Source organism: Alistipes indistinctus YIT 12060, assembly GCF_025144995.1.
GTDB lineage: Bacteria > Bacteroidota > Bacteroidia > Bacteroidales > Rikenellaceae > Alistipes_A > Alistipes_A indistinctus.
The window spans coordinates 994001-1020301 of record NZ_CP102250.1; the positions used below are offsets into that span (position 1 = coordinate 994001).

Below are 26301 nucleotides of genomic sequence, written 5' to 3' on the forward strand. Positions count from 1 at the left end.
TTCCTATCTTCAAATACCATCGCAAGGACATGAAACTGATTATTCGCAACTTTTCAACACTGCTCAAACGTTTTCGCCTGGCCAGTACGCTCAACATCCTGGGTTTGGCAGTCGCTTTCGCCGCATTCACCGTTATCCTGATGCAGGTGAACTACGAACGGGGATTCGACAAATTCCACTCGAAGGCCGACCGCATTTACCGGCTCGAAGGACTCGACACCGACCATGAACGGGCTTACTTCGCAAGCACGCATTCCCGCCCCGTGATCGACGAATTCATCCGTTCCTCGCCACACATCCGAACCGGCACACTGGTTTCCGATTGGGGACAGCAATACATCACGGTAGAACGCAACGGGGCGAAAACAGGTTTCTTCGAATATTCACTGCCCTGCTTCCCCGAGATCGTGCAGATTTTCGACTTCAAAATGATCGAAGGGGATACTTCGGTACTGCGCAAACCCGCCTATGCACTTATATCCAGCAGTATGGCGGAACGGTTGTACGGTACGGAACCGGCCCTCGACAAACAATTCACCTACGCCGGAACGACCTTCACGGTCGGAGGTGTTTACCGGGACTTTCCCCGGAACAGCCAACTCAAAAATGGTTTTTATTACAATTTCGGACCAGGAGCTACGAACGATTGGGGCAACTGGAGTTACAAGGCCTATATCCTGCTGGACGATCCGGCCAACAAAGAGGCGGTCGTGGAGAACCACCGGCAAAATTATGTCCGCAAACAGGACAATCCCGACCACTACGCTACCGACTACCGCCTGAACTTGCTCTCGGATGTTTTCTACTCGAACGACGTGGACGGCATGAGCCCGGAAACGAACGGTGACCGGAGCCAGACTCGGCTGTTGCTGATCGTGGCCTTCCTGGTAATCGCCATCGCAGCGATCAATTTCGTCAATTTCGCCACGGCACTGACCCCGATGCGGATCAAGAGCATCAATACGCAAAAAGTGCTGGGCAGCCCCAACAGTCATCTGCGCTGGGGATTGATCCTCGAGGCGGTCGGGATCAGCCTGATCGCATACCTGATCGCCCTGATTATTGTTTACCTGCTCTCCGTCTCCTCGTTCGCTACGCTCATTACGGCCGATATGACCCTACAGGCCAATGGGCACCTGCTGTTACTGACGGCCGGCGTCGCGCTGGCGATCGGTTTCATTGCAGGCTCCTACCCGGCCTGGTACATCACTTCGTTCCCGCCCGCGCTGGTGCTGAAAGGCTCTTTCGGCCTCTCCCCCAAAGGGCGAAAACTTCGCACCGTTCTGATTTCGATCCAGTTCATCGTTTCGATCATCCTGATTATCTCGCTGCTGTTCGTCAAGTTACAGACCCGTTACATGAAAACCACACCGGCCGGATACGACCGCGACAACATAGCCGTCGTAGGGCTAAGCCCGGAAATAGCCAAAACACAAACCGAAGTACTGTCCAACCGGCTCAAAGAATATGCGGCTGTGGAGGATGTAACGTTCGCTCACCAACTATTGGGCGGCTCCGACGACTACATGGGCTGGGGAAGAGGGTATAAAGACGGAGACGTCCACTTTAACGCATTCCCCGTTTCGCCCGATTTTCTGAAATTCATGCGCATCCATATCGCCGAAGGCCGGGACTTCAGCGAATCCGATCTGCTCAAACCGGACTCGGAAGGCACGCTGGTCATCAACCGCACGATGCAGCAGGAATACGGCCTGGAACTCGGAGACATTATACGACGGAACATGGAAGTGGTCGGGATCATCGACGATATCAACTACACTTCGATGCGCAAACCGATCGAAGCGCAGGTATTCGTGCTCCAACCCGATATATTCAAATACAAAATGCCGCTCTACGTCTGTTATGTCCGGCTCCGGCCCGGGACCGACCTGCCGGTAGCCGTCGAACAGATCAAAAAAACGGTCGCGTCACTCGACCCGGCCTACCCGACCGACGTGCGGTTTTTCGACAACGTACTCGACACGCTCTACAAAAACGAACTGCGCCTCGACCGTCAGATCACGCTGTTCAGTCTGCTGGCCATCATCATCTCGATTATCGGAGTCTTCGGGCTGGTCATTTTCGACACGCAGTACCGACGGGGAGAAATCGGGGTGCGCAAAGTGTTCGGCGCGACGGTCGGCGAAATCCTCGCGATGTTCAACAAGACCTATGTACGCATCATTGCCGTCTGCTTCGTAATCGCCGCACCGATAGCCTATTATGAGGTATCACTCTGGCTCAAGAATTTCGCATCCCGTACCCCCGTCCACATCTGGGTGTTCGCAGCGGCCTTGCTGATCGTGCTGTCGATTACGCTGCTGACCGTCACGCTGCAAAGTTATAAGGCCGCAACAGAAAACCCGGCAAACGCCGTTAAAAGCGAATAGGCTGCCGGCGAACTTACACCGAACACGCACTAAACACGCCCCCGCATTAACTAAAACGAATACACTACGGCCTAAACTACCCAAGACCATGAAAACCATCTTCGATTTCCGGGCATTTCTCAACTTTCTGGGCCGCAACAAGCTCTATACGGCGATCAATATCTTCGGATTTTCCATCTCGCTGATGTTCGTGATCCTGCTGGTCACCTATACCCGTCAGGAATACGCCGTGGATCAGTTCCACTCCAACAAAGAGCGGATATTCCGGCTGTGCGACGAAACGGACGCCTGTTTCGCCCCGTTGATCGGCCGGGACCTGAAAGCGCGTTACCCGGAGATCGAAACCTACGTCCGCTTGTTTGAGACGGATGAGGTCGCAACAACTGGAGAACGCCACTTGAAAGCAAAGATACTGTTGAGCGACCCCGATTTCTTCAGGATGTTCTCGTTCCGACTCGCAGAAGGCGATACCGCCCAAGTCCTGCGGTCGAAAAACGGGGCGCTCCTTTCCGAATCGTTCGCGCGCAACCTGTTCCCCGAAGGGGATTACCTCGACAAAACCGTTACGATCAAAGGCGAAAGCGTCCCGGTGACGGGAATTCTCCGGCCGTTCGGCAACAGCCAGTTCGTCACTCCGGACGTGATGCTCTCTTTTGAAGAATGGGCACCCTTAGTTTACGGGTGGGACGGTGTCCTGAAACGCGGATACGCCAGTGCTTCGTTCCCGCTGTACCTGATGCTGAAACCGCATGCCGACCTGTCGGCCAAGATGCCGGATATGCTCTCGCACCTCAAAACCTACTACTGGCCCTACAAAGACGACCATGCCCGTGAATTGACAATCATTCCCCTAACCGAAGTTTACCTATCCAATCCGTTATACGCGAGCGAACAGATCCGGATCGGCAGCAAAACGCTGATCAACACGTTTTTCAGCGTAGCCATGCTGATCCTGCTGTTCGCCGTAATCAACTACATCAATCTCTCGACAGCCCAATCCGAATCCCGGGCCCGGGAGATGGCCGTCCGGCGCCTGCTGGGCTGCTCACGCAAAGCGCTTTTCACCCGGCTGATCGTCGAATCCGTTCTGCTGTGCATCCTTTCGTTGCTGATCGCACTACTGCTGGCCGGCATAGCCGAACCTATTTTCAACCGTATCCTTCAAACCCATATTTCGGTAAGCAATCTTTTCTCGGCAAGCAACTTGGGAATCGGGGTAGTAGCCATCATTCTGCTGGGCCTGCTGACGGGAGTAATCCCGGCCTCTGTCATCACACGGGCCCGCCCGATAGACGTGGTCCGCGGGAGTTTCCGGCACAAGACCAAAATGGTTTACAACAAAATTCTGATCGGGTTCCAATACCTGATCACGATCGTTTTGCTGGGCTGCACGCTGACCATGTCCCGCCAGATCGACATGATGCTGCATGCCGACCTGGGTTTCGACACCGCAAACAAACTTTACCTCTCTATCCAGAATATGAACGGCTATCAAGCCTCAGGATTAAAAAACCGATTGCTGCAAATCGCCGGAGTGGAAAATATCTCCCGGGTACGCGGGGTTCCTATGTTCGCCAACAACAATTCATCAGGCGTATGGCACAACAAACCAATTCATTTGGAAATATTCGAAGGAGATAGTACCTATGTCGGTCTCATGGGCTTCAGAAAGATACAAGACAACCGGAATTTTGCACAGAATGCAATATGGCTCAACCGAACGGCTATGCGAGAATTGGAACTCCCCGACAATGCGTCTTACTGCGAATACCTTAAGAGTCCAATTGCCGGAGTTATCTATGATTTCCTGTATCAAGACCTTACCCATCACCCCCAGCCCTGCGTCATCAAACCATTGCCTGAAAAAGAATGGTGCTGGGCCTTCGTCATCCAATTGACAGACGAATATTCGATTACAACACTCCAGAAGATCAAACAGGCGTATAACGAATATACGGGAGGAATGCCAATTGATTACAAAACATTCGACGACGTTATGCACCAACAATACGCCGCCCAGCAGCGGATGTCCGATATCCTGTTCGGTTTCACGCTGGTAGCCATCCTCATTTCGGCATTGGGTATCCTCGCCATGGCGACCTATTTCATCCGGCAGCGTTCGATGGAGATCGCCGTCCGCAAGGTCTTCGGATCGACGAACCGGGAAGTGCTGCAACGGTTGGTCCTTCACTTCGTCCGCTATGTATTGGCCGCTTTCGTCATCGCCGTACCGGTCATCTGGTACCTGATGCACGACTGGCTCTCGCAGTACGTCCTGCGCATCCCGCTCAGCTGGACGATCTTCGCGCTGGCCGGACTGACCGCGCTGGCCATCGCAGTGGCGACCGTCTTCGGCCAAAGCTGGCGGGCCGCCAACAGCAATCCGGTGGATGCCATCAAACGGTAACATTTGCAAACAAACGATATTGAATCCATAACCATTTAAAACCAAACATCATGTTAAAGATCGAAAACCTGAGCAAAACCTTCCGCACGGAAGAGATCGAGACGATCGCGTTGAACAACGTTTCGATGGAAGTGAAAGAGGGTGAATTCGTCGCCATTATGGGGCCGTCGGGCTGCGGCAAATCGACGCTGCTGAATATCCTCGGCCTACTGGACAACCCCACCGCAGGCAAATATTACCTGCTGGACAAAGAGGTCGGCGGGCTGAAAGAAAAAGAGCGTACCCTGTTCCGCAAGGGCAACATCGGATTCGTCTTCCAGAGCTTCAACCTGATCGACGAACTGAATGTCTATGAAAACGTAGAACTGCCGTTGATCTACCTGAAAGTGAAAGCGGCCAAACGCAAAGAGATGGTACACGAAATTCTCAGCCGCATGAACATCAGCCATCGTGCCGGACACTTCCCGCAGCAGCTTTCCGGCGGTCAGCAACAGCGCGTAGCGATCGCCCGCGCCGTGGTGGCAGGTCCCAAACTGATCCTCGCCGATGAGCCCACCGGTAACCTGGACTCGAAAAACGGCAAAGAGGTGATGGACCTGCTCACAGACCTGAACCGCAACAGCGGTGCGACGATCGTGATGGTGACCCACTCGCAGCACGACGCGTCGTTCGCGCACCGCGTGGTCAACCTCTTCGACGGCGAGATCGTAACCGACATCAAGAACCGGCTGTAGCCTGCGGGTCGTAATTCCGGCCGCAAGGCCGGTCCGCGGTAAACCGCCCCCGCCCCGGAAAGTGATTTTTTCTTCACTTTTCGGGGCGGTTTGCTTGTTAAAACAAGTTGTTTCGGTTACATTTGCTTTCGCCAAAAAACTTTTAACCGAACCTTTAACGTCCAATTTGCATGAACCCGAAACCTAAACTGGTATCCCGTGCGGTCTTGGTGCCGTTTATTCTGGTCACCTCCCTCTTTTTCGCCTGGGGCTTCGCCAACGACATCACCAACCCGATGGTGAAGGCCTTTTCCAAAATTTTCCGCATGAGCACCACTGACGGCGCACTCGTGCAATTGGCTTTTTACGGCGGTTATTTCGCAATGGCCTTCCCAGCGGCGCTGTTCATCAGGAAATTCTCATACAAATCGGGAATCCTGGTCGGTCTCGCCCTTTATGCATGCGGTGCACTGATGTTTATCCCGGCCAGCAAAACCGGCCTCTACTTTCCATTTCTGATCGCCTACTTCATCCTCACCTGCGGACTCTCGTTCCTCGAAACCAGTTCGAATCCCTATATCCTCAGCATGGGCGACGAATCGACCGCTACCCGCAGGCTGAACCTCTCGCAGGCGTTCAACCCGATCGGATCGCTGCTGGGCATGTTCTGCGCGATGCAATTCATCCAGGCGCGAATGAGCCCGCTCGACACGGCGGAACGGGCACAACTCTCGGACGCAGAATTCGAAGCGGTCAAAGCCGCCGACCTGAATGTCCTGATCACTCCTTATGTGATTGTAGGATTGGTTATTTTGGCTCTTTTCTTCCTGATATTTTTCACCAAAATGCCGAAAAACGGCGATAAAGACCACTCGATGAACCTCGGGCGCGTGCTCAAGCGCATTTGGGCCATCCCGCGCTACCGCGAAGGAGTGATCGCACAGTTCTTCTACGTCGGGGCACAGATCATGTGCTGGACATTCATCATCCAGTACGGAACGCGGGTTTTCACCCAAACGGGCATGGAAGAACAAGCCGCAGAGGTGCTTTCGCAGCGTTATAACATCGTGGCGATGGCAATCTTCTGCGTAAGCCGCTTCATATGTACGTTCCTGATGAAATACTTTTCGCCGGGGGCCTTGTTGATGACATTCGCCATCGCAGGCTCCGCACTGACCGCAGGCGTAATCGGATTTCAGAACATTAACGGGATGTACTGCCTGGTAGGCGTATCGGCATGTATGTCGCTGATGTTCCCGACAATCTACGGCATTGCGCTCGAAGGGCTGGGCGACGATGCCAAATTCGGAGCTGCGGGCCTGATCATGGCTATCCTCGGCGGTTCGATCATGCCTCCTGCACAGGCTGCGATCATCGACCAGGGGATGCTGTTCGGCCTCCCGGCCGTAAACGTATCGTTTATCCTGCCCCTGATCTGTTTCCTGGTTATCATCGTGTACGGCTACCGGAGCCATACGATCCACCACCGCGATAGAAGAACGGCAGCTAAGGCATAGCGCTCCGGTTCCACCTTACTGCCGCCTGCCATATGAAAAGTTTAATTATTTGCGCGCTGGGTTCGCTCTTTTTCGGCTGCCATCATCAACCGAAAGAAGCGTCTGTTCCCCCCGCAATCACGAATACACAAGCCGCCGATACTATGTGGAAAAAAGAATTTGAACAACTGCTGCCCAAACTGGGCCACCGCAATTGGATTCTGGTCGTGGACAAAGCTTTCCCGTTACAAAGCGCGCCGGGCATCGTCACGATCAACACCGGCGAGCCGATGCGTCCCGTACTCGGCGAGCTCGTCCGGATGCTTGAAAAAGCTTCGCACGTCAAGCCGGTTTATTACACCGATCTCGAGTTAAATTCGCTTTCGGACGACCTTTGCCCGGGAGCGGAACAGGCCCGTACCGAGATTTTCCAGGCCCTGCAGGACGCCCAGGTCAACACGATCCTGCACGAAGAGGTTTTCTCGAAGATCGACACGGCATCGAAACTCTTTACCACCGTGGTACTGAAAACCGAATCAACCATTCCCTATTCGTCGGTATTCATCGAACTGGACTGCGGGTACTGGAGCGCTGCCGCAGAAAAAGCATTGCGGACAAAAATGAAATCGCGCCCGAAACGGTAAATATCGAATTCGGACATTGCCGCATGCGTGGTTCCGTCCGGCATAGCCATAAAGCAAAAAGCGATCCCGGGGGGGATCGCTTTTGCTTTTATCGTTTTTGTCGTTCCTATTATTGTCCTGAAGCAGTGCTACGAAACGCACATACCGGACCTGGTCATATTCTGTTCCGGTACGTTCCTCATGCGCACCTCCCAATATCAAGGATACCCCGAGAAATATCCAGCAATACTCAGGAACATCCGCAGACATCCCGATCAGGAGATGCGCACGAAGCAGGTTACACCAACCGCCGGATCAGCGCTTCACGTTCGCCGTACAGGTAGTCGATCGGCGGAATTTCGATCATCGTATAGACGCCGGGCTGCTGCACCAGTGACGCCCGGGCCGCAGAAACGAGAATCTGCCCGGTCAGCGCAGGATTGTTGATCGACATGTTGAACTCGAAACGCTGGTTCTGCGTCTTGCCCGAAACCCCTTTGCGGGTCAGGTTCACGCCGTGTCCCATGTCGAGAAGGTCATCGACGCACTCTACCTGCATCACATGTGTCTCGTCATGCACGAAATAGTCGTCGGATTTGATCGCCTGGGCCACTTTCGAAAAATCGTATCCCTCCTTCAATTCGACATAGACCATCCGGCGGTGGATACCCGTCCCGGTCGGAATCGTCATCGACAAAGCCGCTTTCACGCCGTCGACCGCTTTTACCGCCACGGTATGGCCCATACTCATGCCGGGGCCGAAATTCGTATAAGTCAACCCTTTCGGAGCACAGGCCTCGAGCAGTGCACGCACGACCGAATCGCTGCCGGGATCCCAGCCTGCCGAAATGACAGCCACGGCACCGTGTTCCTTAGCGACAGGCGTCAGTCGGCTGCGCAGGCCGGCAATGTCGGTGTGGATATCAAAACTGTCGACCGTATTGATCCCCTGCGCGAGGATCTTCCCGGCCTGCTCCTCGACGCTGCGCGACGGTGTGCACAGCACAGCCACATCGACCCCTTCGAGTTTCTCGACCGAATCGACCACACGGTACCCTCTCAATTCGTCGGGCACATTCGACGCATCACGGCGCACGACGCCCGCCACTTCAAAATCGGGCGCTGCATCCAACGCTTCCAGCACATACCGGCCGATATTGCCGTAACCCACTACGGCTGCTTTGATCTTTTTCATCGTTCGTATTTTATCTGTTTAGTATCGGTTTTATCGTTTCAACATCGTCATGTCCAGCCGAGGGAATTTAGCCCCGAACCCCGACGACCGGTTGCGCCCCGGGAGGGATCCTCATCGGGAAACTCTCGGCTATAAAAATCTCCACCGGATGCAAACCTAGCCCGCTCCTCCCGGAAAGCAGTCCACCCGGTTCAGAGCCCGATCAGCCGCAACTCCCCGGCAATGCCCCCCTCCCGGCGCACGATCTCCAGCAACGACTCCTGCATCGGTTCCGGCGGTACCACGATTCCCCGCGCTTCAGGATGGTTCAAGATCCACTCCAGTCCCGCATTTTGCAACGCGAAAGTGGTTTCGATATAACGCAGATGCGTCGGCTCCTCCAGCGCAAAATTCACCGCCACCTTGCGGTTCAGCACGCTCTGCTCCGGGAACAGGGGGCCGTATTCATCCTCGGCGCCGATATTGACCAACACCTGCCCCTCCAGAAACGGCTCCACAGGATACCGGCGGCCGATCACACCCGCAACCGAGGTGGCCGTCACGATATGCGTCGCACGGCGAACCGCCGCCACGACCGCATCGGGATCTTCCATATCCACGAAGGGGAAATCCCCCTCCGGAGTGTTCTCCAGCCGCCCGCGCACCGCAACGGCCTCGACCACTTCGACCGGAACACCCGCCGCCCTGAGCCGCATGCCCACACCGCTGCCGATCTTTCCGAAACCGAACAGCAGCCAACGCTGGGACGGTTCCACCCCCAGACCGAACGCCTGCAGGCCACGGATCAGGCCGTCGCCCGTTCCGAGCGCACCTTCGATCCGTTTGATCCGGCTGCCGTCGGTATTGAAACAGGGTTTATCGCAATCGGCATAGTAACCGATCCCCGAATGGGTCAGTTCGGCGAAACCGTATTTGGGGCGCAGGTCGCTGTGCAGGCCGATGCAGTCGGAAACCAGATCGAAACCCTCTTCCTTGTTCGTCGCGATTCGAATTCCCTGAGCTTCGGCCCATCCGATGAATGCCGGGTCGTACGGCACCCCGCCGATATGCGACAAGGTCACCTCCGCCCCGCCCGCCATCAGCGGCAGGAATTTGGCGATCGTATTAAAAAACAACGGGGTAGCCTCCAATATCCTCAATCCGGCAAACGGTCGGCGGCCCTGGAAATCGTTGTATTGCGCGCGAATCACGGGGTAATCCTGCGGCGCATAATGGGATTCGAGATATTGCAGCAATTTTTCGGTCATCGACAACCTGTGTGGCGGGTTCAAAACCGGTGTTTCCAGTGCAAAACCGAAACTTTGCACAAAGAATCGAACAAAGATACATTTTTTTTGACATTTCCCATTTGTCCGGCCAATTTACCCACCGTCCCGGACATGCCGTACCGGACAGGATATGTTATAAAACAGGCCGGCCCGGGCAATTTACCCGGGCCGGCCTGTCCCATTCCTGATTATCGGACCATACCATATCCCGGCATGGCCCGCAACCAGCTAAAACCGCCGCGTATACTTGTGGCAATAGGGAAGCGTGCCTTTGCGCTCGTAGTAATCCTGATGATACGCCTCAGCCGGATAGAAAACCGATGCAGGCGTAAGCCGCGTGACCACGCTATAGCCTTTTGCGCGCAAGGTGTCGAGCAACCGTTCTGCCACGGCCCGCTGTCCGGGCGACGCATAATAGATTTCAGAACGGTACTGGTCACCCACATCGGGCCCCTGGCCACCGGCCTGCGTCGGATCGTGTATCTCCAAAAACAGCTTCGCCAGCGTCTCATAATCCGTTTTTGCCGGATCGAACACGATCCGCACCGCTTCGGCATGGCCGGTTCGCCCGGTACATACCTGTTGGTAGGTGGGATTGGGAACGTGGCCTCCCGTGTAGCCCGACTCGACAGAAATCACGCCCGGCACCTGTTGCATCATGTATTCGACTCCCCAAAAACACCCTCCGGCAAAGATTGCGGTTTCGGCACGTTTCTCCCCCTGTTCTTTCGCGCCTGCAGGCCCGGAAGGCAACTCCACGCCGCCTCCCGCGGCACCGGATCCGGCTGGAACTGCAGCCGTACCGCCGACCGGAACGATCTCCGAAACCAGTGCGACAGGCTGTTCCGCAGGAGCAAAGTCGAGCGAAATGGAATTCACGCAATGGCGCGTATTCTTCGGTGTGAACCGTTCGCCCTCGAACACATGGCCCAGATGGCCGCCACAACGGGCACAGACGATCTCGGTCCGCCGGCCGTCGGCATCGGGCACCCGTTTAACAGCGCCGGGAATCTCATCGTCGAAACTGGGCCAGCCACAACCGGAATCGAACTTGTCCGACGAACGGTACAACGGCGCACCGCACCGGCGACAATGATACGTCCCCGATTCATGGTGGTTTTCGTATTTACCGGAGAAAGGGCGCTCCGTCCCCTTGTGCAGGATTACCCGCTGCTCTTCCGGGGTCAATGGTTTCATAATCTTCGCATTTACGGGACCCAACGGTCCCAAAACGAATAACAATACCAGAATAAACCGCATACGGTATAATTATGCTTTCTTACCTTGCGATGCCACTGCATTCATCTTGCGCCTGATCTCTTCGGGATCGCCAAGGAAGTAATCTTTCTCCAGCCTGAGGTGACGGTCGTCGAACTCGAACACATAGGGAACCCCGGTAGGCAGGTTCAACTTCACGATCTCATCGTCCGGAATATGCTTCAGGTGTTTGATAATCCCGCGCAGGCTGTTGCCGTGGGCCACCACAAGCAGTTGGTCGTGATGTTTCAGCGAAGGGAAAATCACATCGTTCCAATAGGGCAAAATCCGTTTGACCGTATCTTTCAAAGATTCGGTTCGCGGCAATTCGGCGGCAGGTACGTCACGATAGCGGATGTCGAAGCGCGGATTGCGCGGATCGTCCTCACCCAGCGGCGCCGGCGCGATATCGTAGCTGCGGCGCCAGATAAGCACCTGCTCTTCGCCGTATTTCTGGGCCGTCTCGCTTTTATTCAGCCCCTGCAACTGGCCGTAGTGCTTCTCGTTCAACCGCCAGCTCTTCTCCACCGGAATCCACTCCTGATCCAACCGGTCGAGCACACAATTTAATGTACGTACCGCCCGTTTCAAATAAGAAGTATAAGCTTTGTCGAAATGGAAATCATCGGCGAGCAACTGCTCCCCCGCCGTATAAGCCTCGGCTTCGCCTTTGGCAGTCAAATCGACATCGGTCCATCCGGTAAACCGGTTTTCCATGTTCCACAGGCTTTCGCCGTGACGCAGTAAGACGATTTTTTTCATAAGGCACTCTTTATTTTGTAGAATATCTGCTATAATAAGTAAACGTTAACATCTATCATTTATGATGCCACAGGCTTGCCGAGACTAACGTTAAATTAAAAAAACATTGTCCAAACAACCCGTGGATTGTGTTTTTTCAAAAAAAAGAATTACTTTTGGCTCGGTTAAAGTTAAACCCGGGGCATATTGTGCGATTTTCACTAGAAGAGCGAACAGATTGTATGTTTTTTTAACATAAAACCGCCCGCCCGGCCTCGGGGAAAACGGATGAACCTGAACTTCCGAATTCAACAAACAAAAAACCAAACAACCAAACCAAACCAAAACAATACTTAAAACATGAAAACAACATCTTCAAAACCTGCAAAGAATTCTGTTGGCGGCGTACGTTCTGCCGGTATCGTTCTGCTGATCTGCTTCATCATCGCAGTGTGCCTGTTCAACTTCGTTTTCGGTAACCCCGCAAACTTCATGAACAACGACCCCAACAACCATCCGCTGCCGGGCAACATGCTGGGTACTATCTATAAAGGAGGTGTCATCGTACCGGTTCTGCAGACCCTGTTCCTCACCGTACTCGTATTGAGCGTTGAGCGCTGGTTCGCCATCCGCAAAGCCAACGGTAGCGGTAACCTGACCAAGTTCGTCCGCAACGTGAAAGACTGCCTCGAGAAAAACGACCTGGAAGGCGCCCGTGCACTCTGCGCAAAACAGCGCGGTTCGGTTGCCAACGTAGTTCTGTCGGCTCTTGAGACCTATTCTCAGGTAGAGAAAGACGAAACCCTGAACAAAGAACAGAGCGTAGCTGCGATCCAGAAACGTCTCGAAGAGGCTACCGCACTGGAGCTGCCCACCCTGGAGCAGAACCTGCCGGTTATCGCTACGATGACCACGCTGGGTACCCTGGTCGGTCTGCTCGGTACCGTTATCGGTATGATCCGTGCATTCGCCGCTCTGGCCAACGCAGGTGCTCCTGACTCGATCGCCCTGTCGACCGGTATCTCCGAGGCCCTTATCAATACCGCCTTCGGTATCGCAACCGGTGCCTGCGCCGTTATCTCTTACAACTACTACACCAGCAAAATCGACAAACTCACTTATAGCATCGACGAAGTAGGTTTCACGATCGTTTCGGCTTACGCTGTAGCACATAAATAACCCATCGACCAATACGTTTAGCTATGCCTAAAGTAAAAGTAAAAAGAAAAAGTACGTTCATCGACATGACCGCCATGAGCGATGTGACTGTACTTTTGCTTACATTCTTCATGCTGACGTCGACCTTCATCCAGAAGGAGCCGGTCCAGGTGAGTACGCCGGGTTCGGTATCGGAGATCAAGATCCCCGATACGAACATCCTGCAGATCCTGGTCGATTCCAAAGGCAAGGTCTTCATGAGCCTCGACAGACAGGAGGATCGTGCGGCAGTGCTGGAGAAGATGGGTGAACAGTACGGCGTATCCTTCACGGCAGCGGAAGTCGGCAAATTCAAACTGGCCAACTCTTTTGGTGTGCCCATCAAAAAGATGAAGGACTTTTTGGCGTTGCCTTCCGATAAGCAGGATGCTGTCCTGCCCTCGCTGGGTATTCCCACGGACAGCACGGACAACCAGTTTAAGGAATGGGTGAAGGTGGCCCGCGAACAAAACCGCGACCTGCGGATCGCCATCAAGGCCGACCAGACCACTCCTTACGCTCAGATCAAAAACATCATGAAGTCTCTGCAGGATATCCGGGAGAACCGTTATAACCTGATCACTTCCCTGAAAGTCGTGTCGGAAGACATGTAAACGTTAATCGATTAAAAGTAAGAAAAGCTATGGCTGAAGTACAAGCAAAAGATAACGGAGGGAAGGAGAAAGGCAAACAGAAGAAAATGACCATCCGCGTGGACTTTACCCCGATGGTGGATATGAACATGCTGCTGATCACTTTCTTCATGTTGTGTACCTCCCTCAGCAAGCCGCAGACCATGGAAATCAGTATGCCCTCCAACGACAAAGTCACCGAAGAGGAGCAGAACAAAGTACAGGCTTCGCGTGCAATCACCGTCATCCTGGGCGGAGATAACCAATTGTTCTATTATACTGGCGAACCGAACTACGAGGACTACAACTCCCTCAAGGAGACCTCATACGAGGCGGACGGGCTGCGTGAACTGCTGCTCAACCGCAACCGCGAGGTGGTCACCGAGATGAACCAGTTGAAAAAGGATAAGGCAGAACACAAGTTGACCGAAGAGCAGTACGACGAAAAAGTCAAAGAACTGCGCAAGAACGAGAAAACCTCTCCGATCGTGATGATCAAGGCCTCGGACGACGCCAGTTACAAGAACCTGATCGACGTACTCGACGAAATGCAGATTTGCAACATCAGCAAGTATGCGATCGTCGATATGACCGAAGGCGACACGTTCCTGTTGGACAACCTGGCAAGCAAAGGCGAGCTGACCAAGAACATTGACCGATCCAAATAACCAACTAACGACACACATTTAAACCGAAAGAAATGGCTAAAATAGATTTAACTTCGAGGGAATGGTGCGAGTTGGTTTTTGAAGGCAAAAACAAAGCCTACGGTGCTTACGAGATGCGTCAAACGTCTCCGTCACGGCACAACAAGGCTACGATTATCGTAATGATTTTCGTTCTGATCGCATTCTCGCTTCCCGCTTTGCTCAAGATCGTCGTTCCGAAGCAAGAAAAGGAAGTCATGACCGAAGTTACCGAATTGACCAACCTCGAAGCTCCGGAAGAAAAGACCGAAGAGATCAAGAAACCGGATCTTCCTCCTCCTCCTCCCCTCAAAAGCTCCATCAAGTTCACCCCGCCGGTGATCAAGAAGGACGAAGAGGTACGCGAAGAGGATGAAATGAAGACCCAGGAAGACCTGAACCTCAACAAAACCGCAATCTCCATCGCCGATATCAAAGGTACCGACGATATCCACGGTAAGGACATCGCAGACATCCGCGAGGTGGTTAAGGAACCTGTAAAAGAAGTAAAACAGGAGATTTACCACTCGGTAGAACAGATGCCGCAGTTCCCCGGCGGAGACAAGGAATTGATGAAATACCTGCGCGACAACATGCAATATCCGCAGGCCGCCCTTGAAAACAATATTCAGGGCCGTGTTATCGTTCAGTTCGTAGTAGGTAAGGACGGTTCAGTCAGCGACGTGCAGGTCCTGGCCGGTCTCGACCGCCTTTGCGACCGCGAAGCCGTACGCGTGGTGGAATCCATGCCCAAATGGATTCCCGGCAAGCACAACGGCGTATCGGTCCCCGTATACTACCGCGTTCCGGTAACGTTTAAGATCCTGCAATAAGAAACAACGCTTATTTATTATACCGGGCATCCTTTTTTGTGGCTTTCCACACAAAGGATTCCCGGTATTTTTTTAACTTTGCAAACAGAGGCACAAAGTATGGAAAACGGAAACAACAGGACAGCCCGCTCACGGGGAGCTTTGATGATGTACATCTTCGGGATATTCATGCTCGTATTTTATCTGGGAATGGCCTATATGTTCCTTTTTTCCAGGGTGCTCGCCGAGAGAATGTCACCCACGGTACGTTACGTCATGGGAGGCGTATTCCTGCTTTACGGAGTCTACAGGCTTTACCGGCAGGTAAAAGCCACTGACCGGGATAACGAATAAAACAGCAATGCCATGTCAAGGAATGCCGCAATCGTTTTGATGCTGTGTGTCGCTGTGGCGGTTTCATCGTGCCGCAACCGCAGCAAACAGCCTACCGATACCGTATCGAGCGGTGTCATCAAAATCAGTGCTGACGAAAGTTTTCGTCCGCTCATCCAGCAGGAGATCGACGTTTTCGAAGGGCTCTACCCCGCCGCCGGGATCATTCCCGAATATACCAGCGAGGTCGAAGCGATCAACCTGCTGATCAAAGACAGCGTGCGACTGGCCGTCAGCACCCGCAAACTGACCCAGCCCGAGATCAACACGCTCAATGAGAAAAAACTTTTTCCCAAAGAGATCAAGATCGCGACGGACGGTATCGCGCTGATCACGAACAAACAGAATACGGATTCAATGCTTTCGCTGCCGAATCTGACAAAAATCCTTACCGGCAAGATTACCAAATGGAAGGAACTCGACCCGCAAAGCAAACTGGGCGACATTCAGGTGGTATTCGACAATGCCAACTCCAGTACGGTCCGCTACGCGATCGATTCGCTCTGCGGCGGCGCGCCCCTCTACGAAGGTCTCAGCGCCCAGGGCAACAACCCGCAGGTAATCGACTATGTCGCCAAAACCCCGAATGCACTGGGAGTGATCGGCGTCAGTTGGATCGGCAACAAGGGCGACTCGACGAACCTGTCGTTCTCGGACCGAATCAACGTCATGCGTCTCAGCCGCGAAGATCCGGCGATGGTCGCCAACAGTTGCAAACCGTTCCAAGCTTATCTGGCATTGGGGCGCTATCCGCTTACGCGCGATGTATACATCCTGCTGACAGATCCCAAAAGCGGACTGGCCTCCGGCTTCACCACTTTCATAAGCTCGGACCGCGGACAGCGTATCATCTTAAAATCAGGCATCGTTCCCGCCACCCAGTCGATCCGGCTGGTGAACGTCCGTGAAAATCTCTAAAACATCTAAAACTCAAATAATCAATCATTCTGTTATGAACATCCGGAAAACATTACTGACCACCACCCTGTTCTTCGCAGGAACCGCCACCGCCCTGCTCGCAGACAACGGTAAAGCGATCGAATTCTACAAAACGGGCCGTATCGAACCGGCAAAAGCCATGTTGCTGCAAAATCTCGCCACCGGTGCCGGAGACAAAGCCGAAGCCGCCTATTACCTCGGCGAAATCTATAAGGATGCCAACCAACTCGACTCCGCAGCCTATTACTACGGCGTCGGCAAAGCCGCTGATCCGGCCAACCTGATGAACTCGATCGGCGAACTTTCACTGCTGAAACTGAAGAACCCCACGGCAGCCGACCAGCAATTCGAAGCCCTGCTGAGCAATAAACTCAACCGGAAGAATCCCGACCTGCCCAGCCTGTACGTGGCTGCCGCTGCCGCTTACAAAGACCGCCCCATCAAAGCCGAAGAGTTCCTCAACAAAGCCAAGGCGATGGACAAGAAGTTAGCCAGCATCTACGTGCTGGAAGCCGACATGCAGGCTGCCAACAAAGACTACAACGGCGCCGCCGCCAACTACGAGCAGGCCATCACCTTCGACCCGAACTGCAAAGAGGCTTACGTGAAATATGCGCGCATTTACGCCCCGATCAACTCGGAAGTCGCTGCGGAAGTGCTGAACCGCCTGCTGGCTCACGACCCCTCGTCGGCAGTCGCACACCGCGAGCTGGCCGAAATCTATTACAAGGACGGCAAACTGCTCAAAGCCGCTGAAGCGTATGCGGAATACATCAACGATGCCCACGTTTCGACCAGCGACTACGCCCGTTACGCAACGATCCTCTTCTTCAAGGGCGACTACGCTAAATCGAAAGAGATCGTGGAGCAGGCCCTGCCGAAAACCCCGAGAGATCTGGTCCTGAACCGTCTGATGTTCTACAACGATTTCGAGCTGGGTAACAAGGAGGCTGCACGCAGCGAAGCCGACAAGTTCTTCAATGCCGGTTACGAAGCGGCCGATTTCATCGGCCAGGACTACCTGTACTACGGTCGCCTGCTGATTCAGGACAAACAGTTCCAGCAGGGTATCGCCCAGTTGCAGAAGGCACTCGAGCTGGATCCGGGCAAAATAGAGCTCTACCAGGAGATCGGTTCTGCATACGAGGGTATGAACGACTATGACAATGCCATCGCCAATTTCAGCCTTTACATCCAGAAAGCTCCCGAAGATCAGGTACAGGTTGCCGATTATTTCAACCTCGGCAAAGCCGCCTACTATGCCGGCAGTGAAATGGACACCACCGCTGCCGATTACCAAGCCAAGAAAGCGGCTTACTTTGCCAAAGCGGACAGTATGTTCAGCTTCGTGGCCGAGAAGGTGCCCGACAGTTACCTGGGCCACTTTTGGCGCGCACGCGTGAACTCCGCGCTCGACCCCGAAACAGACAAGGGGCTCGCCAAACCGTTCTACGAAAAGACGATCGAAGTACTGGACGCCAAAGGCGACGGCGATCCCCGCATCTATATCGAGTGCTACAGCTACCTGGGCTACTATTATTATGTCAAGGAAGACATCGAAAACTCGAAGATTTACTGGGAGAAGATTCTCGCGATCGATCCGACCAACGAAATCGCTAACCGCGCGATGAGCGGCCTGAAATAATCCCGTTCGACAGACTATGCCGCAAGCCCCCGTACCTTAGGATACGGGGGCTTGTATATTGGGTGGGTTGCATATCTGCAAACAATTCATTATCTTTAGAATTACTACTTTCCCAAGAACCCATCCGCTATGAAACGTTTGAGACTCTGCGTGTGCGTACTGACATGCTGTTTGGCAACCTACGCCGCACCCGTATCGGGCAGTAATCCGCCCGGTCCTCACAACCAACACGGGAATGAACCCGTCTGGGAGCACAACCTTTTCTCCGCCGGATACGATCCGATCTCCTTCAACGGCGGCACAGTTTCGGCAATCATCCTCGAGGACGGTACCGAACGCAAAATCACACCGCAGGGAGAACCGCAGGTCGAAATGACGGAACGCCCCACCCCGCTCGGACCGGCCGTGCAACGGACATACAGCTGGACGACGGTGCAGGGATACCGCCTTGAATACAGGATTACCCGGATCGGCAACGATGCTTTCACATTGTCGGCCGCCCTGACCAACGGTTCGCTGAACCCGATCCGTCTGAAACGTTTCTGGTTGCTGAAAACCCCGGAAAACGGGATGACGGTTACCGGAGAACCTTCGGATTGGATGCTCTCCTCGACCGACCCCGAAGCGCGCCGCTGGGGCACACTCGACCGGCGCCTGCCCACCGAAAGGGAATTGTTGCAGGAAGGCGCTTTCTGCCGCAACTACCTCATATCCGGTGGAGACGAAACCAAAATCAACGACCCGGCATGGCGAGGATTCGGCGACAATATGAGCCTTTACCACCGTTCGGGCAGGGGGGGTAACGTTCGCCGCCGTCGATACCGTCGCGGACGTCAACTTCGATATCCGGGTGGAGGGTACGCAGATGCGGCTCGACATCTGGTGCGACATGACCGGAGTCCTCGTGGAATCGGGTGAAACGCGGCCCTCCGACGAAGTACTCGTGGCAATACGGCCGTGGGGCGCGGCTATGCAGGCCCGTAGCCGCTGGATAGCCGACGTCGCCGGGGTCCGGAATACGAAAAAGCCTGTTTTCGGCTGGTGCAGCTGGTACCGGAGCAAAACGGACGTAACGGCCGAAGAGGTGTGTTCGCTGGCCGACTATGTGGGAAAAAACCGCGACCGGATTCCGATGGAAGTGGTACAGATCGATGAAGGGTGGCACCGTTCGCGCTACGACTGGCGGGAAAACGGTAAATTCTCCATGGGTATGGACAGCATTGCGCGCTGTATCCGGAAAGCGGGTATGGTGCCGGGCGTTTGGCTCTGCCCCGTCAATCCCGAAGTAATGCCGTTCGAGGCAGGATCCCCGCGCCGGGTTTTCCCGGCCGAGTGGTATATCAATTACGGCACCGGCGAACCGTCGATGACCCGGCTCGACCCCACCCAACCCGAGGCACGGGCCCATATGCGCAAGGTGCTGCAAACACTCTACGACCAAGGCTACCGCTATTTCAAACTTGACTTCTCATACATCCCCAACGACAGCCGCAGTTTTTACAACCCGAAAGTGACACGCCTACAGGCGCAGCGGGCGCTTTTCCGGCTGTACCGCGAAGCGATCGGCGAGGAGAGCTACCTTATGGCATGCTGCTACCAGCAGCGCACGATCGTCCCGTATGCCGACGCCAACCGCATCGGAACCGACTGCTGTGCGGAAGAGGGTTTCTGCCGCCCGCTGGCAAGCGACGGGCTGCCGGGCAACTTATGGAGTCCCTATTTCCCGATCCTGTCGATGGCGAGCAGCTGCTATGAAAACGGCATCCTCGGCAACAGCGATCCGGACGTCACCTACCTGGCTTATACGCACAAAACCAAACCGGCACAGCTGCTCACCTTCCACAGTTTCATCGGAACGCTGGGCGGCGCGGTGCTGACCTCCGACCTGCTCTACCTGCCGGAGTTCGACCAGCCGCAGAATATCCGCCTATTCGAAATACTCAACCCGTCCGCGCGGGAAAAGGGGGTATCATTCAGCGGGGGATTCGACCCCTACGGACGCGAATTCGGCTGCGTGGTCGAACGTTCGTACGGAAATTCGGTCAACCTGCTGCTGTGGAACCCGGAACACAAACAGGCCGCCGACCTGACCATGACCCATGTTCCGCTGGAGAAGATCGGAAAGCGGTTCCACGTCTGGTCGCTGTGGGACGAGGCTTACCTGGGTATCCACGGCAACGATTTCCACGTGCCGCAGGTGGCTCCCTACGAACACAAATTGCTGCGCCTGACCGCACTTTCAGAGGGTCCCAGCCTGATCGGATCCAATCTGCACATCAGCATGGGCGCCACCGAGGTGCTCTCGTTAGAACGGCAGCAGGACAAACTGCAGATTACCCTCGATCCCGACGCCGGCGCACGCAACGGCAAACTCTTCATCTATTCGGAAGAGCCGCTTTCGCAGGCCGTTTCGACGAACTCGGATGTTTTCGTATGCAAACAGCAGGGAACAGACCACGTCTATGTGGTCACGCTGACCGGCCGGGTCCGGGAGCGGCCCGAAACAGTCACCCTCCGGATCGGAGCCGGAGAGGCCCCCGGACAACAAACCGTACTGAAAGACAAAGCCCGTGCGGCGAAATGGGATAAAGCCTCGTTTTCGCAGGGGTGGCTGACCGCCTGGTAAAACAGGAGATACAAAGTTCTGCCAACCGGAGCCATTAGCGGAAGACCCGCCCAAAAACGGCACAATATTAAGAAATGAAGCCTCGTGCTGAGGCTTCATTTTTCATATGCGCTCTATCCACTCGATACCTGCCGGATACCTACCCTCGGATGCCTGCTCCGATTATCCGTTCCGATACCTGCCCGGATGCCTGTCAACCATTTAACCGCTAAAAAACACTGCATTTCACAAAACAACAGTTGTTCATTCCTATTGTTTGCCCGGCACATAACCCGATACGGTATAAAGTTTGTTTCAACACAACACAAATACCGAAACCGAAAGACGATGAGTTATTTTCCCCTCCTCGCAGCGACCACCGTATTGGCCGGGCTGCTTTCAGCGATCTTTATCGCGATTGACCTTTCGAAGCATCCGCAACGGATGAAAGTGATGAATGCCGTGTGGGTATTGACCGGTTTGTGGGCCGGACTGCTGGGTCTGGGGGCTTATATCCTCTTCGGGCGGCAGGACGATCCGGCTGAAAACCGAAACGCAAACGGCTCGAACCCTGTTGCGCCCGGCAAACCCATGGCCATGGAGCGTCCCCGGTGGCAGGCAATCGCCCTCTCGACACTGCACTGCGGAGCGGGATGCACGCTGGCCGACCTGACCGGAGAGTGGTTTACGGCCGTTGTGCCCATATCCGTCGGCGGCAGCCTGATCGCCGGCAGCTGGATATTCAACTACCTGCTCGCACTAGTGTTCGGTTTTTGGTTTCAATACCTGGCCATCCGCAGCATGGGCGGTCTCTCGGCCGGGCGCGCACTGAACCGGGCCGTCAAGGCGGATTTTCTCTCGCTCACCGCATGGCAGGCGGGTATGTACGGCTGGATGGCCCTCGTCTATTTCGTTTTCTTTGCCGCAACGCCTCTACCCAAAAGTTCATGGACCTTTTGGTTCATGATGCAGCTCGCCATGTGCGCCGGTTTCCTGCTCGCCTACCCGGTAAACGGATGGCTGATTCGCCTCGGCATCAAAAAAGCGATGTAAAAAAGTTTTGAGACAAAACTTCGGAAAACTGAAAATCGAAAAACAGCAAACAGGAAGACCGCAAACCAAGAAGCCGCATATCGGAACGAAGGAAATCGTATCTTTGTTCAAAACCTGCGATTATGCCCCTGTGGAATCCCTGGCACGGTTGCCACAAACTGAGCGCCGGGTGTCGGCATTGTTACGTGTACCGGATCGACGAAAAGCACGGTCGCGACAGTTCCGTCGTCACCAAAACGCGCAATTTCGGTTTTCCGGTGCGGCGCACACGTACCGGCACCTATAAAATTCCGGCCGGCAGCACGGTTTTCACCTGTTTCAGTTCCGACTTTTTCGTCGAGGAGGCCGATCCTTGGCGGCCCGAAGCGTGGGAGATGATCCGGGAACGCAGCGACCTTCATTTCTTCATGATTACCAAACGGATCGACCGGCTCGAAGCGAACCTGCCGCCGGACTGGGAAGCGGGATACCCTCACGTCACGATCTGCTGCACGGTCGAAAACCAGGAGCGGGCCGACTACCGGCTGCCGATCTACCGGAATGCACCGATCAGACACAAAATAATCATCTGTGAACCGCTGCTCGGACCGATCGACCTTTCGCCGTGGCCCGGCCCGTGGTTCGAACAACTGGTCGCCGGAGGCGAATCGGGCCTCGAAGCGCGTACCTGTTCTTTCGAATGGGTGCTCGATCTGCGCAGGCAATGTGTCGAACGCGGCGTATCGTTCCGTTTCCGGCAAACCGGAGCCCGGCTGCTCAAAGACGGAACGCTCTACCGCATCCGCCGCCAATTCCAGCACTCACAAGCCCGCAAATCGGGCCTCGACTACAAATAATCCTCCGTTCGTCTGGGTTGGCAAGCATATTGCTTGAATATTGGCAAACCAAGCCTTAACACCCGGATTATGGAAACATACCCATTCACCGATAACACCGAAAAAAAGCAGTATGAACTGCATGTCGGCAACCTGACCCCGAAAATCGAATACATCAAGAACAAAAACGGGGAGATATACCTGACGCATACCGAGGTGCCGTCCGCACTCGAAGGCAAGGGCATCGGCAGCCAGCTCGTCGAACAGGCTTTGAAAGATATCGAGCGGCAGGGACTCCGGCTTGTCCCGCTATGTCCTTTCGTGGCCGGTTATATCCAAAAACATCCGGACTGGAAACGTATTGTGATGCAAGGCATCAATATCGGCTGACCCGCAACGGCTTTAAACAAGACATCCTCATGGGAAAGAAAATCGAATATTCAAACGACGAACTGACCATCATCTGGCAGCCCGAGGTCTGCCAGCATGCAGGGATCTGCGTCAAAATGCTGCCTCAGGTATACCGTCCCAAAGAACGCCCCTGGCTCAGGATCGAAAACGCTCCGACAGACCGGCTGATCGCGCAGATCAACTGCTGTCCGTCCGGCGCACTGAGCTACCGGATGAATACAAAATAGTATCTCAATCATAATAGTATATAGTATCTCAATCATAATAGTATTTCACTCACACCTTGCATTTTATGTGTACCAGAGTCGTTTATCAAGGAACTAACGCAACGATCCTCACCGGAAGGTCGATGGACTGGAAAGAGGAGTGCCGGAGCAATTTGTGGATTTTCCCGCGCGGCATGGACCGTAGCGGTGAAGCCGGCAATAATCCGGTACTGTGGAAGTCGAAATACGGCAGCGTGATCGCTTCGGCCTACGACATATGCAGCACGGACGGCATGAATGAACGGGGATTGGTCGCCAACCTGCTTTGGCTGGCCGAATCCTCCTATCCGAAATGGAGCGGCACCAAACCGGGACTGACCATCGCGGCGTGGGTGCAATATGTCCTCGACAATTATGCGACGGTTTCCGAAGCAGTCGACGACCTCTCCCAGGAGAAATTCGAAGTGGTCTCGAGCCTGATGCCCGACGGATCGCGGTTTGCGACGCTGCACCTGGCCATCTCGGATGCTACCGGCGACAGCGCCATATTCGAATACCTCGGCGGCAAACTGACCGTTCACCACGACCGCAGCTACCAGGTTATGACCAATTCACCGGTATTCGACCAGCAACTCGCGCTGAACGAATACTGGAAAAACATCGGGGGCACCACCTTCCTGCCGGGTACCAACCGGGCCGCAGACAGGTTCGTCCGGGCCTCGTTTTACGTGAACGCCGTTCCGAAAACCGACGACCAGCGAATCGCCACCGCAAGCGTATTCAGCGTTATCCGTAACACTTCCGTCCCCTATGGTATCAGCACGCCTGACGAGCCGAACATTTCATCGACCCGCTGGAGGACGGTCTCCGACCAGAAAAACCTGATTTACTTCTTTGAATCCACTCTTTACCCCAATGTATTCTGGGTCGATTTTAAAGAGGTTGACTTTTCGGAAGGAGCTCCGACCCAAATGCTGGACCTCGTCGGAGGAACGACCTACGCCGGGAACGCCACCGACCGGTTCACGGAAGCACAGCCGTTCAAATTCCTCGGGGTAAAATAATTTATAGCACTGAACAGCCGGAAATATTCCGGTTTTCTATCGGCCGAATCATTCCCTTTGATGATTCGGCCTTGTTTGTTCCATTCTGTTCTGCCTGATGTTCCCGGCATACGGACAGGCTGGCGATGACGCTGCTCTCAGGGAGTGGTGGACCCGAATGAATGCAACCAAAAAGGAAGTATTGGCTACACAGTTCAAATGATTTTCAGTACAATAACCCCAATCTACACAATAAATGAAGCCTCTTTCCAGAGGCTTCATTTGAATTCTGTGCTCCCTCAGGAGCTTGAAAGTGATCCGTCTGGGGCTCGAACCCAGGACCCCAACATTAAAAGTGTTGTGCTCTACCAGCTGAGCTAACGAATCTCCGTTTTTCGTGGTGCAAAGATAATCAGTTTTTTCTTTATCCCAAAAAAATCAAACGTTTTACACAAAGTAAAAGATTCATTTCGTCTCTCATGCACACATACGGCACGCTTGGAAACGAAAAATTCATTAATTTTGAATACAAATAAAATTTCAGACCGTGTTTCTTTCCAACCGTAAAAATTCCACATTTTGTCCGGGTACCGGAGTCATGCTCATCGGTTTTCTGCTTATTCTTGCTACCGCCGTAGGATGCGGCAGCGACAGGCCGCCGGGCACCGTAATCTGCCACTACAATCAACAGGACAGTATCTACGTCGGCTCCCCCAGCCTTTGTATCCTGCCGGACGGCACCTACATCGCTTCGCACGATGAATTCGGCCCCGGTTCCTCGTCCACGACAGCAGCCGTCACCCGGATCTACCGCTCCGAAGACCGGGGCGAACACTGGCGCCCGGTCACACGCCTCGACGGACAGTTCTGGTCGAATCTTTTCGTGCACAGGGGAATACTCTTCCTGATGGGAACGGACAAAGAGCACGGCAACCTCATCATCCGGCGCTCCGAGGACCGGGGTAATACATGGAGCTCCCCGATCGACAGCATCACGGGCCTGTTACGGATGGGTGAATATCACACCGCTCCCATGCCGGTAATATCCTACCGGGGACGAATATGGCGGGCCGTAGAGTGCGCACGTTCCAACACGGATATTTGGGGAAAGCGTTACAGCGCGATGATAATCTCGGCACCGGACAGTGCAGACTTGTTACAAGCCGCCAGTTGGAGTGTCACAGACAGTTTGCCGTACGATTCGACCTATCTGGACGGGAAATTCGGTGCATGGCTCGAGGGAAATGCTGTCGTCACACCCGACGGGAATGTCGCCGACCTGCTGCGCGTAGATTATGCTCCGGGACCCGAATACGCCGCCCTGATCCGGTTGCGCGATTCGGTATCATTCGACCCGTTCGACCCTGAAAAAGATTTCGTCCGGATGCCGGGAGGAGCCAAAAAGTTTACAGTGCGGTACGACTCTCTCTCCGGCCGCTACTGGTCGTTGGTCAACTATGTCACACAGGAGTGGGCCGGCAAACAAAATCCCGCATGGGTCAGAAATACCCTGGCGCTATCCAGTTCGCCGAACCTGCAGGAATGGACCGTGCACCGCACCGTGCTGCACCATCCCGACATTGCCAAGCACGGTTTCCAATATGCAGACTGGCTGTTCGACGGAAACGATATCGTATTGCTGTCCCGTACGGCTTATGACGATAACGGAACCGGTGCGCACAACTGCCACGACGCGAATTACATGACCTTCCACCGCATTAAGGACTTCCGTAAGGCCTTGACCGAACAAGCCGGCAACCGGTAACCAACCCCG

24 protein-coding genes and 1 tRNA gene are annotated in these 26301 nt (G+C 54.4%); 20 read left to right on the plus strand and 5 right to left on the minus strand.

What is annotated here, in order from left to right; translation table 11 throughout:
- The first annotated feature begins 29 nt into the window (after positions 1-29).
- The 5 genes from NQ495_RS04355 to NQ495_RS04375 all read left to right on the plus strand — a co-directional run bounded on the left by NQ495_RS04355 (position 30) and on the right by NQ495_RS04375 (position 7650).
- A complete protein-coding gene (locus NQ495_RS04355) occupies positions 30-2390 on the plus strand; it encodes an ABC transporter permease (protein ID WP_009134176.1) in 2361 nt (786 codons plus the stop codon).
- An 88-nt stretch (positions 2391-2478) separates the two neighbouring features.
- Positions 2479-4797 (plus strand): ABC transporter permease, encoded by a 2319-nt coding sequence (locus NQ495_RS04360; RefSeq protein ID WP_009134175.1) that lies wholly within the window; start codon positions 2479-2481, stop codon positions 4795-4797.
- A gap of 50 nt (positions 4798-4847) precedes the next feature.
- Positions 4848-5531 (plus strand): ABC transporter ATP-binding protein, encoded by a 684-nt coding sequence (locus NQ495_RS04365; RefSeq protein ID WP_009134174.1) that lies wholly within the window; start codon positions 4848-4850, stop codon positions 5529-5531.
- Between the two features lie 170 nt (positions 5532-5701).
- Entirely contained in the window at positions 5702-7027 is a 1326-nt protein-coding gene (gene fucP, locus NQ495_RS04370) for an L-fucose:H+ symporter permease (RefSeq protein ID WP_009134173.1), read from the plus strand.
- A 32-nt stretch (positions 7028-7059) separates the two neighbouring features.
- Positions 7060-7650 (plus strand): hypothetical protein, encoded by a 591-nt coding sequence (locus NQ495_RS04375; RefSeq protein WP_009134172.1) that lies wholly within the window; start codon positions 7060-7062, stop codon positions 7648-7650.
- A gap of 277 nt (positions 7651-7927) precedes the next feature.
- Here NQ495_RS04375 and NQ495_RS04380 read toward each other — a convergent pair whose 3' ends face one another.
- From NQ495_RS04380 to gpmA, 4 genes are all read right to left on the minus strand, one after another.
- A complete protein-coding gene (locus NQ495_RS04380; RefSeq protein WP_009134171.1) occupies positions 7928-8824 on the minus strand; it encodes a diaminopimelate dehydrogenase in 897 nt (298 codons plus the stop codon).
- Positions 8825-9015: 191 nt separating this feature from the next.
- On the minus strand, positions 9016-10071 hold the full coding sequence (locus NQ495_RS04385; RefSeq protein ID WP_009134170.1) for a Rossmann-fold NAD(P)-binding domain-containing protein: 1056 nt from the start codon (positions 10069-10071) through the stop codon (positions 9016-9018).
- Between the two features lie 249 nt (positions 10072-10320).
- On the minus strand, positions 10321-11289 hold the full coding sequence (locus NQ495_RS04390) for a bifunctional methionine sulfoxide reductase B/A protein (RefSeq protein WP_050808024.1): 969 nt from the start codon (positions 11287-11289) through the stop codon (positions 10321-10323).
- Between the two features lie 72 nt (positions 11290-11361).
- Positions 11362-12111 carry a 2,3-diphosphoglycerate-dependent phosphoglycerate mutase gene (gene gpmA / locus NQ495_RS04395; protein WP_009134168.1) on the minus strand — a complete coding sequence of 250 codons (750 nt, stop codon included), beginning with the start codon at positions 12109-12111 and terminating at the stop codon, positions 11362-11364.
- Positions 12112-12450: 339 nt separating this feature from the next.
- On the opposite strand from gpmA, the gene NQ495_RS04400 reads away from it, so the two are divergent.
- The 14 genes from NQ495_RS04400 (at position 12451) to NQ495_RS04465 (ending at position 24548) form a co-directional block, all read left to right on the plus strand.
- Positions 12451-13269 (plus strand): MotA/TolQ/ExbB proton channel family protein, encoded by an 819-nt coding sequence (locus tag NQ495_RS04400; protein ID WP_009134167.1) that lies wholly within the window; start codon positions 12451-12453, stop codon positions 13267-13269.
- Between the two features lie 23 nt (positions 13270-13292).
- Positions 13293-13901 (plus strand): ExbD/TolR family protein, encoded by a 609-nt coding sequence (locus tag NQ495_RS04405; RefSeq protein WP_040294518.1) that lies wholly within the window; start codon positions 13293-13295, stop codon positions 13899-13901.
- A 29-nt stretch (positions 13902-13930) separates the two neighbouring features.
- On the plus strand, positions 13931-14587 hold the full coding sequence (locus NQ495_RS04410) for an ExbD/TolR family protein (protein ID WP_009134165.1): 657 nt from the start codon (positions 13931-13933) through the stop codon (positions 14585-14587).
- A 32-nt stretch (positions 14588-14619) separates the two neighbouring features.
- Positions 14620-15438: an energy transducer TonB gene (locus tag NQ495_RS04415; RefSeq protein ID WP_009134164.1), complete on the plus strand. Its 819-nt coding sequence runs from the start codon at positions 14620-14622 to the stop codon at positions 15436-15438.
- 99 nt (positions 15439-15537) lie between these two features.
- A complete protein-coding gene (locus NQ495_RS04420; protein WP_009134163.1) occupies positions 15538-15771 on the plus strand; it encodes a hypothetical protein in 234 nt (77 codons plus the stop codon).
- Positions 15772-15783: 12 nt separating this feature from the next.
- On the plus strand, positions 15784-16728 hold the full coding sequence (locus tag NQ495_RS04425) for a PstS family phosphate ABC transporter substrate-binding protein (protein WP_009134162.1): 945 nt from the start codon (positions 15784-15786) through the stop codon (positions 16726-16728).
- Positions 16729-16762: 34 nt separating this feature from the next.
- A complete protein-coding gene (locus NQ495_RS04430) occupies positions 16763-18394 on the plus strand; it encodes a tetratricopeptide repeat protein (protein WP_009134161.1) in 1632 nt (543 codons plus the stop codon).
- Positions 18395-18523: 129 nt separating this feature from the next.
- Positions 18524-19312 carry a hypothetical protein gene (locus tag NQ495_RS04435; protein WP_009134160.1) on the plus strand — a complete coding sequence of 263 codons (789 nt, stop codon included), beginning with the start codon at positions 18524-18526 and terminating at the stop codon, positions 19310-19312.
- On the plus strand, positions 19245-21020 hold the full coding sequence (locus NQ495_RS04440; RefSeq protein WP_147513067.1) for a glycoside hydrolase family 36 protein: 1776 nt from the start codon (positions 19245-19247) through the stop codon (positions 21018-21020). The genes NQ495_RS04435 and NQ495_RS04440 overlap by 68 nt, the downstream gene beginning before the upstream one ends.
- Before the next feature lie 327 nt (positions 21021-21347).
- On the plus strand, positions 21348-22052 hold the full coding sequence (locus tag NQ495_RS04445; protein ID WP_009134158.1) for a DUF4396 domain-containing protein: 705 nt from the start codon (positions 21348-21350) through the stop codon (positions 22050-22052).
- 122 nt (positions 22053-22174) lie between these two features.
- Entirely contained in the window at positions 22175-22888 is a 714-nt protein-coding gene (locus NQ495_RS04450) for a DUF5131 family protein (RefSeq protein ID WP_009134157.1), read from the plus strand.
- 69 nt (positions 22889-22957) lie between these two features.
- Entirely contained in the window at positions 22958-23257 is a 300-nt protein-coding gene (locus tag NQ495_RS04455) for a GNAT family N-acetyltransferase (RefSeq protein WP_009134156.1), read from the plus strand.
- A 29-nt stretch (positions 23258-23286) separates the two neighbouring features.
- Complete coding sequence (locus tag NQ495_RS04460) at positions 23287-23505, plus strand: (4Fe-4S)-binding protein (protein ID WP_009134155.1); 219 nt, start codon at positions 23287-23289, stop codon at positions 23503-23505.
- A gap of 65 nt (positions 23506-23570) precedes the next feature.
- A complete protein-coding gene (locus tag NQ495_RS04465; RefSeq protein ID WP_009134154.1) occupies positions 23571-24548 on the plus strand; it encodes a linear amide C-N hydrolase in 978 nt (325 codons plus the stop codon).
- Positions 24549-24841: 293 nt separating this feature from the next.
- Here the strand turns inward: NQ495_RS04465 and NQ495_RS04470 are convergent.
- Positions 24842-24914, minus strand: a tRNA-Lys gene (locus tag NQ495_RS04470).
- 211 nt (positions 24915-25125) lie between these two features.
- On the opposite strand from NQ495_RS04470, the gene NQ495_RS04475 reads away from it, so the two are divergent.
- Entirely contained in the window at positions 25126-26292 is a 1167-nt protein-coding gene (locus tag NQ495_RS04475; protein WP_050807991.1) for a sialidase family protein, read from the plus strand.
- Positions 26293-26301: the final 9 nt, after the last annotated feature.

Coding starts and splice junctions, on each gene's coding strand:
- NQ495_RS04355 (WP_009134176.1), top strand. CDS start 30: ATGAAACTGATTATTCGCAACTTTTCAACACTGCTCAAACGTTTTCGC.
- NQ495_RS04360 (WP_009134175.1), top strand. CDS start 2,479: ATGAAAACCATCTTCGATTTCCGGGCATTTCTCAACTTTCTGGGCCGC.
- NQ495_RS04365 (WP_009134174.1), top strand. CDS start 4,848: ATGTTAAAGATCGAAAACCTGAGCAAAACCTTCCGCACGGAAGAGATC.
- fucP (WP_009134173.1), top strand. CDS start 5,702: ATGAACCCGAAACCTAAACTGGTATCCCGTGCGGTCTTGGTGCCGTTT.
- NQ495_RS04375 (WP_009134172.1), top strand. CDS start 7,060: ATGAAAAGTTTAATTATTTGCGCGCTGGGTTCGCTCTTTTTCGGCTGC.
- NQ495_RS04380 (WP_009134171.1), bottom strand. CDS start 8,824: ATGAAAAAGATCAAAGCAGCCGTAGTGGGTTACGGCAATATCGGCCGG.
- NQ495_RS04385 (WP_009134170.1), bottom strand. CDS start 10,071: ATGACCGAAAAATTGCTGCAATATCTCGAATCCCATTATGCGCCGCAG.
- NQ495_RS04390 (WP_050808024.1), bottom strand. CDS start 11,289: ATGAAACCATTGACCCCGGAAGAGCAGCGGGTAATCCTGCACAAGGGG.
- gpmA (WP_009134168.1), bottom strand. CDS start 12,111: ATGAAAAAAATCGTCTTACTGCGTCACGGCGAAAGCCTGTGGAACATG.
- NQ495_RS04400 (WP_009134167.1), top strand. CDS start 12,451: ATGAAAACAACATCTTCAAAACCTGCAAAGAATTCTGTTGGCGGCGTA.
- NQ495_RS04405 (WP_040294518.1), top strand. CDS start 13,293: ATGCCTAAAGTAAAAGTAAAAAGAAAAAGTACGTTCATCGACATGACC.
- NQ495_RS04410 (WP_009134165.1), top strand. CDS start 13,931: ATGGCTGAAGTACAAGCAAAAGATAACGGAGGGAAGGAGAAAGGCAAA.
- NQ495_RS04415 (WP_009134164.1), top strand. CDS start 14,620: ATGGCTAAAATAGATTTAACTTCGAGGGAATGGTGCGAGTTGGTTTTT.
- NQ495_RS04420 (WP_009134163.1), top strand. CDS start 15,538: ATGGAAAACGGAAACAACAGGACAGCCCGCTCACGGGGAGCTTTGATG.
- NQ495_RS04425 (WP_009134162.1), top strand. CDS start 15,784: ATGTCAAGGAATGCCGCAATCGTTTTGATGCTGTGTGTCGCTGTGGCG.
- NQ495_RS04430 (WP_009134161.1), top strand. CDS start 16,763: ATGAACATCCGGAAAACATTACTGACCACCACCCTGTTCTTCGCAGGA.
- NQ495_RS04435 (WP_009134160.1), top strand. CDS start 18,524: ATGAAACGTTTGAGACTCTGCGTGTGCGTACTGACATGCTGTTTGGCA.
- NQ495_RS04445 (WP_009134158.1), top strand. CDS start 21,348: ATGAGTTATTTTCCCCTCCTCGCAGCGACCACCGTATTGGCCGGGCTG.
- NQ495_RS04450 (WP_009134157.1), top strand. CDS start 22,175: ATGCCCCTGTGGAATCCCTGGCACGGTTGCCACAAACTGAGCGCCGGG.
- NQ495_RS04455 (WP_009134156.1), top strand. CDS start 22,958: ATGGAAACATACCCATTCACCGATAACACCGAAAAAAAGCAGTATGAA.
- NQ495_RS04460 (WP_009134155.1), top strand. CDS start 23,287: ATGGGAAAGAAAATCGAATATTCAAACGACGAACTGACCATCATCTGG.
- NQ495_RS04465 (WP_009134154.1), top strand. CDS start 23,571: ATGTGTACCAGAGTCGTTTATCAAGGAACTAACGCAACGATCCTCACC.
- NQ495_RS04475 (WP_050807991.1), top strand. CDS start 25,126: ATGCTCATCGGTTTTCTGCTTATTCTTGCTACCGCCGTAGGATGCGGC.